This is a genomic window from Streptomyces sp. CNZ301, from assembly GCF_004217425.1.
Genome location: NZ_SHLG01000001.1, coordinates 5,033,412 through 5,049,463, shown reverse-complemented (window position 1 = coordinate 5,049,463; position 16,052 = coordinate 5,033,412). Strand labels below are relative to the sequence as shown.

At 71.6% G+C, this 16,052-nt stretch carries 13 protein-coding genes; 11 read left to right on the top strand and 2 right to left on the bottom strand.

Annotated elements, in window-relative coordinates; all coding sequences use genetic code 11:
* Positions 1-112: 112 nt before the first annotated feature.
* The 4 genes from EV375_RS21835 (at position 113) to EV375_RS21820 (ending at position 5,955) form a co-directional block, all read left to right on the top strand.
* The gene (locus EV375_RS21835; protein WP_130301104.1) at positions 113-1,072 is read left to right on the top strand and encodes a LysR family transcriptional regulator; all 960 of its coding nucleotides are present in this window, start codon (positions 113-115) and stop codon (positions 1,070-1,072) included.
* Positions 1,073-1,184: 112 nt separating this feature from the next.
* A complete protein-coding gene (locus tag EV375_RS21830; RefSeq protein ID WP_130301102.1) occupies positions 1,185-2,270 on the top strand; it encodes a tartrate dehydrogenase in 1,086 nt (361 codons plus the stop codon).
* A gap of 146 nt (positions 2,271-2,416) precedes the next feature.
* On the top strand, positions 2,417-4,051 hold the full coding sequence (locus EV375_RS21825) for a DASS family sodium-coupled anion symporter (RefSeq protein WP_130301100.1): 1,635 nt from the start codon (positions 2,417-2,419) through the stop codon (positions 4,049-4,051).
* A gap of 227 nt (positions 4,052-4,278) precedes the next feature.
* A complete protein-coding gene (locus EV375_RS21820; protein WP_130301098.1) occupies positions 4,279-5,955 on the top strand; it encodes a DNA repair helicase XPB in 1,677 nt (558 codons plus the stop codon).
* Here the strand turns inward: EV375_RS21820 and EV375_RS21815 are convergent.
* Positions 5,883-7,343 carry a glycosyltransferase 87 family protein gene (locus EV375_RS21815; RefSeq protein WP_486588631.1) on the bottom strand — a complete coding sequence of 487 codons (1,461 nt, stop codon included), beginning with the start codon at positions 7,341-7,343 and terminating at the stop codon, positions 5,883-5,885. The two genes, EV375_RS21820 and EV375_RS21815, sit on opposite strands and share 73 nt — an antisense overlap.
* Positions 7,344-7,530: 187 nt before the next feature.
* Here EV375_RS21815 and EV375_RS21810 point away from each other — a divergent pair, with 187 nt between their 5' ends.
* Positions 7,531-9,567 (top strand): HelD family protein, encoded by a 2,037-nt coding sequence (locus tag EV375_RS21810; protein WP_486588630.1) that lies wholly within the window; start codon positions 7,531-7,533, stop codon positions 9,565-9,567.
* Positions 9,568-9,717: 150 nt separating this feature from the next.
* Positions 9,718-10,377 carry a DUF6226 family protein gene (locus EV375_RS21805; RefSeq protein ID WP_130301096.1) on the top strand — a complete coding sequence of 220 codons (660 nt, stop codon included), beginning with the start codon at positions 9,718-9,720 and terminating at the stop codon, positions 10,375-10,377.
* Between the two features lie 124 nt (positions 10,378-10,501).
* On the opposite strand, the gene EV375_RS21800 is transcribed toward EV375_RS21805, so the two are convergent.
* Complete coding sequence (locus EV375_RS21800) at positions 10,502-11,284, bottom strand: DUF899 family protein (RefSeq protein ID WP_130301094.1); 783 nt, start codon at positions 11,282-11,284, stop codon at positions 10,502-10,504.
* Between the two features lie 250 nt (positions 11,285-11,534).
* On the opposite strand from EV375_RS21800, the gene EV375_RS21795 reads away from it, so the two are divergent.
* The 5 genes from EV375_RS21795 to EV375_RS29410 all read left to right on the top strand — a co-directional run bounded on the left by EV375_RS21795 (position 11,535) and on the right by EV375_RS29410 (position 15,864).
* A complete protein-coding gene (locus tag EV375_RS21795; protein ID WP_130301092.1) occupies positions 11,535-12,494 on the top strand; it encodes an NAD-dependent epimerase/dehydratase family protein in 960 nt (319 codons plus the stop codon).
* Between the two features lie 307 nt (positions 12,495-12,801).
* A complete protein-coding gene (locus EV375_RS21790; protein WP_130301090.1) occupies positions 12,802-13,593 on the top strand; it encodes a VOC family protein in 792 nt (263 codons plus the stop codon).
* A 250-nt stretch (positions 13,594-13,843) separates the two neighbouring features.
* Positions 13,844-14,434: a GNAT family N-acetyltransferase gene (locus tag EV375_RS21785; RefSeq protein ID WP_130301088.1), complete on the top strand. Its 591-nt coding sequence runs from the start codon at positions 13,844-13,846 to the stop codon at positions 14,432-14,434.
* A gap of 117 nt (positions 14,435-14,551) precedes the next feature.
* Positions 14,552-15,382 carry an HD domain-containing protein gene (locus EV375_RS21780; RefSeq protein ID WP_486588629.1) on the top strand — a complete coding sequence of 277 codons (831 nt, stop codon included), beginning with the start codon at positions 14,552-14,554 and terminating at the stop codon, positions 15,380-15,382.
* Positions 15,383-15,657: 275 nt separating this feature from the next.
* Complete coding sequence (locus EV375_RS29410) at positions 15,658-15,864, top strand: hypothetical protein (protein WP_207228213.1); 207 nt, start codon at positions 15,658-15,660, stop codon at positions 15,862-15,864.
* Positions 15,865-16,052 lie beyond the last annotated feature (188 nt).

Below are 16,052 nucleotides of genomic sequence, written 5' to 3'. Positions count from 1 at the left end.
GCAGCCGTCCGCGCTGCTCGGCGACCGCGGGAGGCGCGGGAGGAAGGAAGCGCACGAGGTCGGGCCCCGGCCCGTCAGTAGGCTGCGCCTGTCCGTCTTTCGGAGGTGGCACATGGACGCACGGCAGCTGGCCTACTTCCTGGCCGTCGTCCAGCACCAGCATTTCGGCCGCGCCGCCGAGCAGCTCCATATCGCGCAGCCGTCGCTGTCGCAGGCGATGAGAACGCTGGAGCGCGAACTCGGCGTTCCGCTGTTCCACCGTGTCGGCCGGGGCATCGTGCTGAGCGATGCGGGTTCGCAGCTGGTCGAGCCGGCCCGTCAGGTGCTGCGGGACCTGGACTCGGCCAAGGCCGCCGTCCAGTCCGTCCGGGGCCTGCAAAGAGGGCGCGTCGAGCTGGTGTCCATGCCGAGCCCTGGCATGGAGCCCCTGGCCACGATCACGAGCAACTTCACCGGCACCCATCCCGACGTCTCGGTGACGGTGGAAGCGGCATTCACGCCGGAAGAGGTCATTCACTCGGTCAAGACGGGGCGAGCGGAACTGGGTCTGCTGGGTGCGGCGTCAACGCCCTTGACCGAAGGGTTGAAGGTCCTGCACGTCGAGGATCAACCCCTGGTGCTCATTTCGCCCCCCGACGCAGACGAGGGGGAGCCGCGGCGCGAGCGGCACGAGCAGACGCAGCCGGTGACACGGCCTGCCGCAACCATCCAGCGCCGGCAACTCGACGCGATGCGGCTCGTCGTCAGCAAGCCGGGGAGTCTCATGCGTCAACTGGTCGACGACATACTCTCCAGCGGTGTGCGGGCCCAGATCGTGGTCGAGGTCGAGCACCGCACGTCGATCCTGCCCATGGTCCTGGCAGGCGTGGGCCACGCTGTGATGCCTTCGTCCTGGACCCAGCTGGCCGAGAGGGCGGGTGCTCTCGTCCGCCACATCGAGCCGGTCTCCCTGCTCCGGATCTTCTTCGTGGCCCGTACGGCGGCGCTGACCCCGGCGGCTCAGGCCTTCGCAGTGTGCGTGGAGCGGTACGCCGCACAGCTGCCCGACGGCACCCGTGACCATGGAACGTAACCCATAGGCAGGGCCTATCACCGGGATCAACAGCCCGTCTTGGACGCCGCGGGAACCCACACGGTTCACTCCCCCGTGAGCCACGCGACGCCGACACGCTGGAGGATCACCAGTGACCGCTGAGCAAACCTTCCGGATCGCCGCCGTCCCCGCAGACGGTGTCGGCATCGAAGTCGTCGAGTCAGGACGAGCAGTCCTGGACGCACTCGCTGCCCGCTCGAACGGCCGCTTCGCTTTCGACTGGAGCGAATTCCCGTGGGGCTCGGCCTACTACGCCGAGCACGGGAAGATGATGGCCGACGACGGTCTCGAACAGCTCAAGGACTTCGACGCCGTCTACTTCGGGGCCGTGGGGTGGCCGACAGTCCCCGACCACGTGAGCCTCTGGGGGCTGCGCCTGCGGATCTGCCAGAACTTCGACCAGTGGGCAAATGTGCGTCCGGTCGAATTCCTGCCGGGCATACCGAGTTCGCTCCGCACCGCTGACCGCGAGGACCTCGGCTGGGTGGTCGTACGCGAGAACTCCGAGGGTGAATACGCCGGGCTCGGAGGGCGCAATCTCTCCAGCCGGGGTGCCGGCGCGGAGGTGGCCGTCCAGTCCGCGCTCTTCACGGAGGCCGGGTGCGAGCGCATCATGCGCTTCGCCTTCGACCTCGCGCGGACCCGCGCACGCAAGAAGGTCTCCAGCGTCACCAAGAGCAACGCCCAGCAGTACGGCATGGTTCTGTGGGACGAGGTCTTCGCGAGGGTCGCCGCCGACTACCCCGACGTCGAGACCGAAAGCGTCCTCGTCGACGCCATGGCCGCCAAGTTCGTCCTTCAGCCCGAGGATCTCTCGGTGGTCGTCGCCACCAACCTGCACGCCGACATCCTCTCCGACCTCGGCAGCGCCATCACAGGGAGCCTCGGTCTCGCGGCCAGCGCGAACCTGAATCCCGAGCGGCGCTTCCCCTCGATGTTCGAGCCGGTGCACGGATCGGCTCCGGACATCGCCGGTCAGGGGCTCTGCAACCCCGTCGGGGCGATCGGCAGCGCGGCCCTCATGCTTGAGCACTTCGGTCTCGGCGACGAGGCGAAGACCGTCCGCCGTGCGATCGAGGCGACCACGGGCAGCGGGATCCGTACCCGCGACGTCGGGGGCACCGCGACCTCCGAAGAGGTCACGCAGGCCGTCATCGGCCATCTGGACAACGGCTGACCGCCCCATTCCGAAGAGATCTGCGAGATGACAGTCTCACCGGCCGGAACTCAGTCGACCAGCCGGCCGGCACCGAGGCGGAGCCCGCTCGCAGCCTGTTGCCGCATCACGAAAACCCTGGGGGAACCGAACTCGAAGGAGATGACATGGCCATCACCGGCGATCAGTCGAAACCCAGCAGCAAACCAGAGCGTGTCGACGTCGAGAAGGCACTGCTGGGCGGGTCCACCTACCGGGGCCTCGCCGAGCAGAAGCTGTCCCCGGCAGAGGAGCGGTTCGAGAAGGCCCGGCGTACAGCCGGATTCGTCCTGGCGCCGTTGGCCACGATCATCGTGTTCCTCCTGCCCCTGGACCTTCCGCAGACCCAGCACAATGTCGCCGCCGTTCTGGCGGGGGTGATCGTCGCCTGGGTGACCGAGCCGATCCCCATCCCGGTGTCGGGGCTCATCGGCGCCTCGTTGCTGGTGCTGCTCGGCGTCGGTGGCGACGAGGGCGCCGACGGTGTGCTGGCCCCGTTCGGTTCGGGGACGGTCTTCACCTTCATCGGCGCCTTCATCCTGGCCCAGTCCATGCTCGTACACGGACTGGCCAGGCGTTTCGCCTTCCGCGTCCTGTCGATACCCGGCGTCGCCCGCAGCTCCTTCCGCATCGTCATCGCGTTCGGCCTCATCACCTGCCTCCTCTCCGCGTGGATCTCCAACACCGCGACCGTCGCGATCCTCATGCCGACAGCGGTCGGCATCCTCGGCGTGATCGGCAATCTCGTCCAGGACAAGCACGAGGCCAACGGCACCATGCACCGCTTCGACCCCACCCGGATGCGTGTCGGCTTCGCGATGATGCTGATGCTGGCTTACGGCGCCAGCGTCGGCGGCCTGCTGACCCCCGTCGGCAGCCCACCCAATCTCATCGGCCGCGAGCTGATCGAGAAGGCCACCGACAAGCCCATCCCCTTCGGGACGTGGATCGCCATGGCGTTCCCGATCTGCGCGCTGATGTTCGCGGGTCTGGCCGTCGTACTGCTTCTGCTCAACCGCCCCGAGATCCGGCACCTCACGGGCGTCGAGGACTACGTCCACCGGGAGCGGGCGGCGCTCGGCCCGATGAGCCGTGCCGAGAAGAACACGCTGCTCGCGTTCGCGGTGACGGTCGTCCTGTGGACCTTCCCGGCCGTGGTCGGCCTGGTCGCCGGCACCGGCTCCACCGCCTACGAGACCGCGTCGAACAACCTGGACGAAGGCGTCGCAGCGGTGCTCGGTGCGGGCCTGCTCTTCGTACTCCCCACGGACTGGAAGTCACGCGAGTTCACGCTGCGCTGGAGCGACGCCGCGAGGATCGACTGGGGCACGATCGTGCTGTTCGGCTCCGGAGTGGTGTTCGGCACGCTGCTGGAGGAGACAGGCCTGGCGGAGACCATCGGCAAAGGAGCATTCGGCGCCCTGAACATCGGCAGCGCCGTCGCCATCACGATCTTCGCCGCCCTGCTCGCGATCGTGGTCTCCGAGACCACCTCGAACACCGCGTCAGCGGCGGTCGTGGTTCCGATCGTCATCCCGCTGGCGGCCGCCGCCGGGGTCGACCCGCTCATACCGGCGATCGCGGCCACGTTCGCCGCGTCGTTCGGCTTCATGCTCCCGGTGTCCACGCCGCAGAACGCCATCGTCTACGGCTCCGGCACCGTGCCGATCACCTGGATGATCCGCTCCGGCTTCTCCTTCGACATCATCGGCGCACTGCTCATCATCGTCCTGCTGCCCGTTCTGGCCTCGGCCCTGCTGTAGGCGGACGCGAGGCCGGCAACACGTACGAGATCACGTACGGGTCGGAACGCGAGCGCCGCCTGCGCCCGCCCACCCGTGGCACCGGGTGCGGGCGGGCGAGGGCGCCCCCGTGTGGCCGTGCGCGCCCTCTCCACAGCAGCTCCACAGCCCGCATTCGGACGCATGCGGCACACTGGACGATTGACCCGGACGCACCCGCACAGCACCGCGAGACGGAGGAAGCACGCGTGAACGGTGGCCCCCTGATCGTCCAGAGCGACAAGACGCTGCTCCTGGAGGTCGACCACGAGCAGGCCGACGAATGCCGCCGTGCCATCGCTCCCTTCGCCGAGCTGGAGCGGGCACCGGAGCACATCCACACCTACCGCCTCACCCCGCTCGGCCTGTGGAACGCTCGTGCCGCAGGGCACGACGCCGAGCAGGTCGTCGACGCCCTCGTCGCCCACGCCCGGTACCCCGTGCCGCACGCCCTCCTCGTCGACGTCGCCGAGACGATGGCCCGCTACGGCCGGCTCCGGCTCCTCAAGCACCCCACGCACGGCCTGGTACTGGAGAGCAGCGACCGGCCGGTGCTGGAAGAGGTACTGCGGTCGAAGAAGATCCAGCCGCTCACCGGCGAGCGCATCGACACGGACACCGTCGCCGTGCACCCCTCCGAGCGCGGTCAGATCAAGCAGGTGCTGCTGAAGCTGGGCTGGCCCGCCGAGGACCTCGCCGGCTACGTGGACGGCGAGGCGCACCCCGTCGGCCTGGTCGAGGACGGCTGGTCGCTGCGCCCGTACCAGCAGCAGGCCGTCGAAGGCTTCTGGCACGGAGGCTCCGGCGTCGTCGTGCTGCCCTGCGGCGCGGGCAAGACCCTGGTGGGCGCCGGTGCGATGGCCCAGGCTCAGGCGACGACCCTGATCCTCGTCACCAACACCGTCGCCGCCCGCCAGTGGAAGAACGAGCTGGTGCGCCGCACTTCGCTCACGGAGGACGAGATCGGCGAGTACAGCGGCACGCGCAAGGAGATCCGGCCGGTCACGATCGCCACGTACCAGGTGGTGACGGTGAAGCGGAAGGGCATCCATCCGCATCTGGAGCTCTTCGACTCGCGCGACTGGGGCCTGATCATCTACGACGAGGTGCATCTTCTGCCCGCGCCCGTCTTCAAGTTCACCGCGGACCTCCAGGCCCGCCGGCGCCTCGGCCTGACCGCGACGCTCGTGCGGGAGGACGGCCGCGAGTCGGACGTCTTCTCCCTCATCGGGCCCAAGCGGTTCGACGCGCCGTGGAAGGAGATCGAGTCGCAGGGCTACATCGCGCCCGCCGACTGCGTCGAGGTGCGGGTGAGCCTCACCGACGCGGAACGGCTCGCGTACGCGACCGCCGAGACCGAGGAGAAGTACCGCTTCTGCGCGACCACCGAGAGCAAGCGGCGCGTGACCGAGGCGCTGGTGAAGCGGCACGAGGGCCAGCAGACACTCGTCATCGGCCAGTACATCGACCAGCTCGACGAACTCGGCGAACACATCGGCGCGCCCGTCATCAAGGGCGACACCACGAACAAGCAGCGGGAGAAGCTCTTCAACGCCTTCCGCGAGGGCGAGTTGAGCACGCTGGTCGTCTCCAAGGTCGCCAACTTCTCCGTCGACCTGCCGGAGGCGACCGTCGCCATCCAGGTCTCCGGCACCTTCGGCTCACGGCAGGAGGAGGCGCAGCGGCTGGGACGCATCCTGCGCCCGAAGGCCGACGGCCACGAGGCGCGCTTCTACTCCGTGGTCGCCCGCGACACCATCGACCAGGACTTCGCCGCCCACCGGCAGCGCTTCCTGGCCGAGCAGGGCTACGCCTACCGCATCGTCGACTCCCAGGACCTGCTGACGGCCCAGCCGGAGGCCGCTCCCGAGAGCGACACCGAGTAGCAGCGCAGGGCGGCGGTCGCCAGCAGGCCCAGCGTCAGCAGCGCGTACGGCGAGGCGAACGGCTGCAGCCACCACTCCAGCCTCAGGTCCGCGGCGCCGCGCTTCGGCACGAGCCACAGCGTGCGCGCCGCGAACACCGCCGCGACGGCCGCCACCGCGCCGAGCCCGGCGCCGGACCGCGCCCGCTCGGCCGCGAGGAGGGCGAGCAGCGGCACGCACCACACCCAGTGGTGGGACCAGCTGATCGGGGACACCAGCAGCGCGGTGAACGCGGCGGCCATGACGGCCCACGCGGCCTGCCCGTGCCGCACGTGCAGACGACGGGCCAGCGCCAGCCCGGCCACCCCGAGCGCGGCCGCGGGAACCAGCCACAGCACACCCGGCTCCGACGTGTGCGCGACACGTGCGATCAGGCCCTGGAGCGACTGGTTGTCGACGATCCACACCTTGCCGACGCGGGCCGTCTCGAAGACCCGGTGCGTGAAGAACTCCCAGCTGGCGGACGGCAGTACGAGCGCGCCCGCGGCGACCGTACCGGCGAAGCCCGCGAGGGCCGTGAGTCCCGCACGTACGCGTCCGGTCAGCAGCAGATGGACGGCGAAGACCGCGGGCGTGAGCTTGATGCCCGTGGCGATGCCGATGGCGAGGCCTTTGCCGCGTGCGCCGTCGGGACGTCCCAGATCCCACAGCACGAGGCACACGAGCAGCAGATTGATCTGGCCGAAGACCAGCGTCTGGAAGACCGGCTCCAGCCAGAGCGCGGCCGCGGTCGCCGCCAGCACCACGGCCCGGCGGCTCCACCGCCCCGGACGAAGACCGCTTCCGCTTCCGCCCGGCAGCCCGTCCGCCAGACGCAGGGAGAGGTGGACGAGGAACGCGGCGAGGGCGGCGTTTCCGGCGACGAACGCGGCCTTCGCAACCGCGGGTGAGAGCCAAACGGTGGGCACGAACAGCAGCGCCGCGAACGGCGGATAGGTCGCGGGGAGGTCCCATGCCGTGACTGTGAAGCCGTACAGGTCCCCGCCGTTGACGACGGCGGCACCCTCGGCGCGGTAGACCAGCAGGTCCGCCACCGGGAAGCGCCGCACCGCGAACAGCGCCGCGAGCGCGCCCAGCGAGAGCAGGAGCAGTGCGGCGGCGGCCGGCGTCCCACTGCCGTCGGCGGTGTTACTGCCGCCGTCGGTGCTCCTGCCGTCGGCGATGCTGCCGCCGCAGTCGGTGCTCCTGCCGTCGGCGATGCTGCCGCCGCAGTCGGTGCTCCTGCCGTCGGCAATGGTGCTGCCGGTGCCGTTGGTGCTCCTGCCGGTGCCGGCGCTGCTGCCGTCGTCGGCGGTGGTGCTCCTGCCCTTGCCGGCGCTCCCGCCGCGTGTGTCCGGCCGCCGTGTCACCTGCGCCGTCTCTCCCTTCCGATGAGGCTCAGCCCCGTACGGGGGAAATCCGTTGGCCCGGCCGGCCGCGGCGCCACTAGGATTCCGCGTCTGCCGCCTCCCGGTCCGGGGAGGACCCCGACCGCTCGGAAACCGGTCGGCCTTCCGTTCCGTACGCGTACCGCGCATTCCGCCCGGAGGCAAAACAGTGTCCGCCCCTGCCCATTCCGTCCCCGGCCACGCCCGCAATCCCCTCGACGACGAACGCGCCCATCTGGCGGCCTCCCGAGCCGCGCTCCGTGCCATGCGCGAGGACGCGGAATCCCTCGACATCACCGACGTCACGACGAACTGGGTCAACGCCGAAGTGCTGCGCGCCGGCCTCGACGAGCGCATCAGGTCGCTCGCCGATCTCGCGCACACGCCGCTCTTCTTCGGCCGCCTCGACTACGTGCCCGCCCGGACCTTCTACATCGGCCGCCGTCACGTCCACGACGCCGAGGGCGATCCGATGGTGATCGACTGGCGCGCGCCGGTGTCGCAGCCCTTCTACCGGGCGTCGAAGAAGGACCCGCAGGACGTCGCGCTGCGCCGCCGGTTCGGATACGCCGCCGGCGAGCTGACCGCGTACGAGGACGAGCACCTGACCGAGCCGGGCGACGAGGGGACGACGTCGCGCCTGCTCCAGGCGGAGATCGAGCGTCCGCGCGTCGGCCCGATGCGGGACATCGTCGCCACGATCCAGCCCGAGCAGGACGAGATCGTGCGGGCCGGGATCGAGGGCTCCCTGTGCGTGCAGGGTGCGCCCGGCACCGGGAAGACGGCCGTGGGCCTGCACCGCGTCGCGTATCTGCTCTACACGCACCGCGAACGCCTCTCCCGCTCCGGCACGCTCGTCGTCGGGCCCAACTCCTCGTTCCTGCGCTACATCGAGCAGGTACTGCCGGCGCTCGGCGAGATGTCGGTGCGCCAGGCGACGGTCACCGAACTGGTGGCGCACGTCCCCGTACGCCGCGAGGACGGCGCGGAGGCGGCGGCCGTCAAGGGCGACGCACGCATGGCGCGCGTGCTGCGCAGGGCGGTGCGCTCCGGGGTGAGCATGCCGCAGGAGCCGTGCGTGGTGGTGCGGGGCTCGCGGCGCTGGCGGGTCCCGGCGCACGAACTGGCCGCCCTGATCGAGGAGTTGCTGGCCCGCGACATGCGGTACGGGGCGGCGCGGGAAGCGCTGCCGCAACGCATCGCGCACGCGGTGCTGGTGCGCATGGAGCAGGCGGGCGAGGCTCCGGACGATCGCGTGCAGGACGCGGTGGCACGGAACGCGGCGGTGAAGGCGGTGGTCAAGGCATGCTGGCCGGCGGTGGACCCGGCGAAGCTGGTGCTGCGCCTGCTGTCGGACGCGGAGTTCCTCGCCGAGCAGGCCGAGGGCATCCTCACGGAGGCCGAGCAGCGGGCCGTGCTGTGGCCGAAGCCCGCCCGGGGGGTCAAGTCGGCGCCGTGGTCGGCGGCCGACGCCGTCCTCGTCGACGAGGTCGACGACCTCGTGCGGCGCACCCCCTCGCTGGGCCATGTCGTCCTCGACGAGGCGCAGGACCTCTCACCCATGCAGTACAGGGCGGTCGGCCGCCGCTGCTCCACGGGCTCCGTGACCGTGCTCGGCGACATCGCGCAGGGCACGACCCCTTGGGCGACGGCCAGTTGGGAGGAGGCCCTGCGCCATCTGGGCAAACCGGCCGCCGCCGTCGAGGAGTTGACGCTCGGCTTCCGTGTGCCGCGTCAGGTCATCGCGTACGCGTCCCGGCTGCTGCCCGAGATCGCGCCGGGTCTGCGGGAGGCCACCTCCGTCCGGGAGTCGCCGGGGGACTTCTCCGTACGGGCCTGCCCCGCGGGGGAGTTGGACGCCGAGGTCGTCGAGGCGTGCCGGGCGGCGCTGCGGAACGAAGGATCGGTGGGCGTGATCGCCGCGGACGCACGGGTGCCCGCGCTGGCGGGTGCCCTGGAGGCCGCGGGCATGCCGCACCTGGCTCCGGGCTCCGGGACCGACGAAGGATCCCGGCTCACGCTGGTGCCTGCGACGCTGGCCAAGGGCCTGGAGTACGACTACGTCGTCCTGGACGAACCCGCCGCGATCATCGCCGCCGAACCCGACATCCGCACAGGGCTGCGCCGCCTCTACGTCTCCCTCACCCGCGCCGTCTCCGGCCTCGCGGTGCTGCACGCGCGGCCGCTGCCCGCCGTGCTGACCTGACCCGGATGCCCGGGACGGACCGTCGCGGCCGAAGTGGGCACCAGCACCGCGGAGTTGACACCGCACGAGGAACGCACGCCTGCCGGCTCGCCGCTCTCCGCACGCGAAAACCAGGTGAGCGGGCGTCCGTTGCCGTCGTAGCTTCGTGGAATGGACGCGACGAGACTTCGTGAGGCCGCGGACGAGGCGTTCGCCGTGACGGGGGCGGAGACGCCGCCGTGGCCGGACCCTCGTCCGGGCGGGGAGAGCCCCGCCGACGAGGAGTACTCGCGCTGCCTGGAGCCGGGCAAGTACCGGATTCTCCGGGCACGGGCCGAGGCTTGGCGGCAGGCCCTCACCGGGGCCGGTCTGGCGGTGGCCGAGGAAGCCGCGGACGCCGCCGGCGTGTGGCGGGACGAGCCGCCGTCCGGCCCCGAGGCCAACGGCACCATGCGGCTGCGGCCTGTACGTTCCCGGACCGTCCCGCTGCTGCTGGAGTTCGGGGCCGTGGGCGGCATACCCGATGTGGCGGTGCACGTCGGTGCCGGGGAGCCCGCGGTGCTGCTGGAGTCGCTGCCGGACTGCGGGTGCGACGCCTGCGACAGCGGGTCGGACGACCTGCTGGAGGTGCTCGACGAAAGCGTACTGGCCGTGGTGACCGGCGAGTTCGTGCACGTCGGGAAGGGAGACGACACTCTCGTCTCGGCGGGCTCGCGCTCGCGGCGCAGCGGCAGGTTCGCACGCTCCCGTCGCGGTGCGGAGGACGTGCTGAGGGACGCGCTCTCGGGCCGCTCCCGGCACCCGGTGGTGCGGGGTGAGGCGTGGTGGTGACCCCTCGCCGGTGACCTGCCGGCGGGCCGGGCGGCAGACCTGTCCGCAGCCGGGCGGCAGACCGGGTGGCAGACCGCGTCAGGGCTCTGCCCGGCACCTCTGCCGGCTCCGCCGGCGTCGCGCGTCAGTGGTTGTGGTCGTGCCGGCCGAGGCTCTCCACGGCGGTCGCTCCGGGGCGGGTCCACTGCGGCACGGGGCGGCTGGTCGGGCCCCAGGTGGCGTTCCCGTCCGCGTCGGAGCGCCAGTACCAGCACGGGTCGTGCCCCTCGGGCCAGCCCTCGGGGCTGTCCTGCCACGACTCGCCGCGGCCGTAGGGCGTCATGTCGAGCAGGGCGAAGAACCCGCTGGCCGGCTCGTTGCCGCGGCCCGTCGTGGAGTAGGTGAGGAAGGCACGGTCGCCGTCGCGAAGGAAGCAGGCGAGGTAACCCATGCTGCCGCCGACCGGCTCCTCCACGTCACGCACCGAGTACCAGGGCTGGGTGTAGCCCATGAACTCGACGAAGGAGGCCACCTCGTCCCATCGGCCCGTGGTCAGGACGGCGAACGAGACGCCGCGGGCGTTGAGGTAGACGGCGTCCTTCAGATGCCAGGTGGCTGTGGTGCAGCCTTCGCACTGGCCCTGGTGCGGCGCGCCGTCGTGCCACATGTGCTTGTAGACCAGGAGCTCGTCGCGGTCCTGGAACAGGTCAAGGAACGGGACCGGGCCGTCGGGTCCGACGACCTCGACCGTCCCGTCGAACTCCACCATCGGCAGCCGGCGGCGGGCCGCGGCGAGCGCGTCGCCGTCGCGGGTGTGGGCCTTCTCGCGGACCAGAAGCTCGTCACGCGCGGCCTGCCAGGTGGCCAGGTCGACGACGGGCGGGCGGCCGGGCAGCCCGGTGGTCGTCTCGTCCGGCGTGCTCGTCATGGTGTCCTCCGTGGTCTCGTGCCGGGCGGCGTCGCGCGGCCTGCTACGACGGTCACCGGAACAGACACGCGCCCCGGCCGGAACTCATCGCGAGAGGGGGTCCCCTGGGCCAGGCATGCACGGACAGCACCCGCCCGGGAAGTTCACAGGCGCCCCCTCAGCGACGACCTCACCGGTGGCCCGACCGGTGAGGCCACCGGTGAGGCCGGCCCCCTGGGACGGGAGCGCGCCCGCACCTACGATCAGGCACATGAAGGTCGCGGTACTCGGTGGCAGCGGGCATGTCGGTTCCTTCCTCGTCCCGCGCCTGGTCGGCGCGGGCCACGACGTCGTCGTGGTCAGCCGCGGGCAGCGGGAGCCCTACCAACCGCACGGTGCCTGGCGGCACGTGCGGACGGTGGTGACCGACCGGGAGGCGGCCGAGGCGGACGGGACGTTCGGCGCCTCCGTCGCGGAGCTGGAGGCCGACGTCGTCATCGACATGATCTGCTTCCGTGAGGAGAGCGCACGCCACTTGGTGGAGGCGCTTGCCGGACGGGTACGGCACTTCCTGCACTGCGGGACGATCTGGGTGTACGGGCCGAGCGGGCAGGTCCCCTCGCCGGAGTCCGAGCCGCGGCGCCCGCTGGAGGAGTACGGGCGAAACAAGGCGGCCATCGAGGCGTACCTCCTGGCGGAGGCGCAGCTGAACGGCTTCCCCGCCACAGTCGTGCACCCCGGCCACATCACGGGGCCGGGGTGGGTGCCCGTGAATCCCGCGGGGAATCTGAACCCGGGCACCTTCCAGGCGCTCGCCGACGGCGAGACGGTGACGCTCCCGAACCTCGGCATGGAGACGCTCCACCACGTCCACGCCGACGACGTCGCGCAGGTCTTCATGGACGCGATCGCCAGCCGCTCGGCGGCGCTCGGGGAGAGCTTCCACTCCGTCGCGTCCACCGCCGTGACGCTGCGCGGTTACGCGGAGGCCGTCGCCGGATGGTTCGGGCAGGAGCCCCGCCTGGAGTTCGTGCCGTGGGAGCGGTGGCGGGAGACGGTCTCCGCCGAGGACGCCGGGGCGACGTACAGCCACATCGCGCACAGCCCGCACCGGAGCATGGAGAAGGCCCGCCGGCTGCTCGGCCACCGGCCCCGCCACACGGCGCTCGAAGCGATCGAGGAAGCCGTGAACGCCCTCGTCACGGAAGGTCTGCTCACGCGGCCGGACTGACGGGCGCCGGTGTCGGAGGGCCGTCCTGGCGGCCGGACCGGGGACGGCACCACCGGCGCACACGGGGTCGAGGACGCGGGGGCCGGACCGGGCCGCGCCGGTCCGGCTCGCACGACCCGCCGCAGTGCGGTAGTCGGCGGTGCCGGCTGTCCCGGAGCCGGCGGACTCCGGGACCCTCGGAGCCACCACCGGACCTGTGAGCAGCGGGTTTGCGCCGGCTCCGGTGCACGGGCATCCGCTCGGCGAGCGAGTGTCGGTGGGCGGTGGGAGCCTGATTCGTGTCAGGGACCTCCCGAAGGGAATCGCCATGATCACCACTGATTTTTCCGTTGGCTCCCCCTGCTGGCTCGATCTCGGTGTGAGGGATTCCGCCGCCGCGAAGACCTTCTACGGCGGGGTCTTCGGCTGGACGTTCCAGCCGTTCGGGTCGGGCGAGGAAGAGTTCGGCCTCTTCAAGTCCGAGGGCAGGACCGTCGCCGCTCTCGGGCCCCTCGACGAGGGGGCGCGCCCGGCCTGGATGATCTACTTCAGCACGCCCGACGTGGATGCTGCGGTGTCGAAGGTCCGGGAGTCCGGAGGCACGGTCAGGGTCGAGCCGTTCGACGTCAACGACCAAGGCCGCATGGCCCAGTTCACCGATCCGCAGGGCGCGCAGTTCGCCGCCTGGCAGCCGGGCAAGACGGAAGGCGTGGATGTCGTGGACGAGCCCGGCTCCCTGATGTGGGTCGAGCTGTACACGACCGAGGCCGCCGCGGCGAAGGATTTCTACCGGGGCCTGTACGGCTGGGAGTTCACCGACATGCCGATGCCCGGCGACGAGGCCGGCACGTACACGATCATCGGCCCTTCCGGCGCGCCGCAGGAGCGGATGCACGGCGGCCTGATGGAGGTCCCGCAGGAGGCCCTCGCCCTGGCCGGCGGCAGCCCGTTCTGGCACCCCGTCTTCCACACCACCGACTGCGACGCGACCATCGCGAAGGTCACCCAGCTCGGCGGCAACATCGTCATGGGCCCGGAGGACGCGGAGGGCGTCGGCCGCATGGCCGTCTGTCTCGACCCCTTCGGCGCGGACTTCGTCGTCCTCAAGCCGTCCATGTGACCCCGCCGCGACCCGGGTTGAGCCCGGCCCGGTTCAGCCCGGCCCCGACCGCACGGGAACCTGCCGCCGCCCCGCTTCGCCCCGCCCCGGACCGCCGGCTCCGCCCGCGACCAAGCAGTCGGGCCGGGGCCGGAGGCGGGGCGTGTGCGGCCGCCGGACCGGCTCGGACACCCGTGGCAGCGGGGGCCGTAGAATTCCCGACTCCCCTGCCCTGCCGACGACTTCGAGTTCCAACGGACGACTTCGAGCGATGCCGACCCCACAAGCACCCTGGCTTCTCCGCGGACCTCGCGTGGCGATCAGGCACGTCGGACACGACGACTACGCGGAAATCACCGCCAGGCTCCGGGAGAGCGCCGAGCTGCACCGGCCGTGGGTGCCCCGGCGGGAGACGACCCCCGAGGCGTTCGCCGACTACATCGCCCGCTGCGGCCTGCCGACCCATGAAGGCTTCGTGATCTGCCTCTGCGCAACGGGTGGCGGCACCGCGGAAACCGGCGACCGGGCGGGCTGTTCCGCACACGGCCACCGGATCGTGGGAGCCGTCAACATCAACAACATCGTGCGGGGCTCCCTTCAAAGCGGCGCCCTGGGCTACGTCGCGTACGCGTCCACCACCGGCCGCGGCTATATGACCGAAGGGCTGGGGCTCGTGATCCGTCACGCCTTCGAGGAGCTGGGCCTCCACCGCCTCGAGGCCAACATCCAGCCCGGGAACGTCCGTTCGTCCAGGCTCGTGGAGCGTCTGGGGTTCCGGCTGGAAGGCCGCTCACCGGCCTTCCAGCTCGTCGGCGGCCAGTGGCGCGATCACGACCGCTGGGCGATCACGTCTCCCGGGTGATCCCTTCCGGGTCACCCGCCGCCCCGTCCCGCGACAGAGCCTGCCGCCCGACGCCGTCCGGCCTCGGGCTCGACCGGTTCTCGTGGGCGCCGCCGGCCGGCGGGCACAATCGCCTCCATGGCGACACACGACGATTCCGGAGCCGGGGCCGCCCGCCCCGCACCCGCACGCCACCCCGGCCGGGCGCCCGAGACCCCCAGGACGCCCGGGCCGGGCGACGCATCGGAGACCGCCGGGACGTCGGAGACCGCCGGGACATCGGAGACGTCCGGGACCGCCGAGCCTCCCGGCCGCGGCATCCGCGACCGGCTGCTCTCACGCTGGAACGCGCTGCTCGTCAGCGCCAGGGACGGCGAGGAGGAGCCGGACCCAGTCCCGTACGGGCGGAACCTGATCGACCGCTGGTCGGAGCCCCAGCGCCACTACCACACCACGGACCATCTGCTGGACGTCCTCGACCGGGTCGACGAACTCGCCCCGCACACCCGGGGAGCGGACGTCGACGCCGTGCTGCTCGCGGCCTGGTTCCACGACGCCGTCTACCGCCCCGACCGCAGCGAGAACGAGGAACGCAGCGCCGCACTCGCCGGACGGGCGCTTCCCGAGGCCGGGGTGTCCCGGACCCGTACGGAAGAAGTCGTCCGGCTGGTGCGCCTGACCGTCAGCCACGACCCTGAACCGGGCGACACCAACGGCGAGTTGCTGTGCGACGCCGACCTCGCCGTGCTGGCCGGATCGCCCGGCGACTACGCGCGGTACGCGGCAGCGGTGCGCAGGGAGTACGGCTTCGTGCCGGACAGCGCGTTCCTGGAGGGCCGCGCGGAGGTGCTGCGTCAACTCCTGGGCCTGCCGCACCTGTTCCGCACCCCGTACGCACAGGGTCGGTGGGAACATGTGGCGCGCCGCAATCTGCGGACGGAGATGGAGTTGCTCGTCAGGGGGGATTGACTCAAGAACCCACTTGCGGCGAACCCGGGTTGCCAGCACCCTTGCTGCCGGCCCGGCCCCGGGTGGACGCCGAACCCCCGCGGCCGGGAACGAAGTACGGGCGTATGGCGCGCAGTCGGCAGATCCGCGTGCCCGAGCCCGCGCGCTGCGGGCCCTGGCCGCCCACGCGCGGCACACCGGCGGCACCGCCCGCCACCACCGGCACCGCACCCGCGCCCGCACGTCGACAGACTTCACATCCGCCAAGAGACCACTCACAGAGAATCGCAGGCCACGTGGTCACTTCTTCCACCGCCACCGGCGAGGACGCCCACTCTCCCGACCCGTCGTTCGACGACGTCTTCTGCGGACTGCTCCACCGGCTCTACCGGCGTGCCGCCATGCTCGCAGGGTCGCGGCAGTCGGCGGAGGACGCCGTGCACGAGGTGTATCTCAAACTGGCCGCCAGACCCGGGAAGTTCCTCGCGCACCCCGAGCCCTAGGCATACGCCTTCTCCTGCCTCCTCAGCGTGATCCGCGACGCCTGGCGCAAGGAGAAGCGCCAAGTGCTCGTCGCGGACGTCGAGTTCACCGGCGAGAGCGGGGGCGGGACCGGCGGCGGGAACGGCGCGGCGAGAGCGGGGATGCCGCCGCCGGGCGCGCAGTGGGACGACGGAGGTGTGGAACGGCG